Raw genomic sequence first — 1,137 nt, forward strand, 5'->3', positions numbered from 1 at the left:
CGTATGTCCCGCTGGATCCAGCGTACCCACGGGAACGCATCGCGTATATGATGGCTGATGCGCAAGTCCGGTGGTTACTCACCCAGGAGAGCCTGGCGGGAGAGATACCGGAAAGTGAGGCAGTGATTTGCTTGCTGGACCGGGAACCGACGGACATTCCAGGGGAAGCGGTGGACAATCCGGTGAGTGGGGTAACGCCTCAAAATTTGGCGTATGTGATCTATACCTCAGGCTCGACGGGGAAGCCGAAGGGGGTTCTCATTGAGCATGCTTCGGTACTGAATACTCTACTGGACATGATTGACGTTCTCCCGATCGAAGCAACAGATACCCTACTTAGTTTAACCACAATTTCTTTTGACATTGCTGCGGTAGAGCAATTTGCACCGCTGATGATAGGCGCACAGATCTCAATTGTTGAGTCGGCCAAAAGTGTAGATCAGGCGGTAATTACGAACATAACCATGATACAAGGCACCCCGTCCACCTTAAGAATGTTAAGCCAATTCGATATACGTGATAAGAAGATTATTATGGGCGGGGAGGCACTGTCTGTAGGGATTGCTAATGATTACATGAGTAAAAGCAATACGGTTTGGAACTTTTATGGACCTACAGAAACCACGATATGGTCGATGTACCATGAAGTGAAGGAGAATGGTAGCGTTATTCCAATAGGGCAACCAATCAGTAATACGAAGGTATACATCTTTGATACCGACGGACAAGTGGTCCCAATCAGTGTAGCTGGGGAACTGCACATTGGAGGGATGGGTCTAGCCCGAGGGTATTTGAACCGGCCGGAACTGACAGCAGAAAAATTTATTCCTAATCCATTTAAGAGTGGTGAGCGACTGTACAAAACAGGCGATTTAGCCCGGTGGTTGCCGGACGGGAACATCGAGTATTTAGGGCGGATGGACGATCAGGTGAAGATTCGGGGATACCGGATTGAGCTGGGAGAAATCGAGACTTGCTTATTAACCCATCCATCAATCCAGGAAGTAGTTGTGGTAGCGCGCAAAGATGGAGATGGACAGCAAACCCTGTGCGCGTATGTGGTAGCAGATGCTAGGTTATCGGCAGCGGAGCTGCGGGGTTATCTGGGGCAACACCTGCCCGTGTATATGATCCCTA

General features: G+C 49.7%; 1 protein-coding gene. It reads left to right on the plus strand.

Translation table 11 applies throughout. The features are described from left to right. Window positions 1–1,137: non-ribosomal peptide synthetase (locus ACWNM1_RS30555; protein WP_449603931.1), on the plus strand; the 1,137-nt coding region annotated here is incomplete at both ends.

Source organism: Paenibacillus sp. Marseille-Q9583 (genome assembly GCF_976954365.1).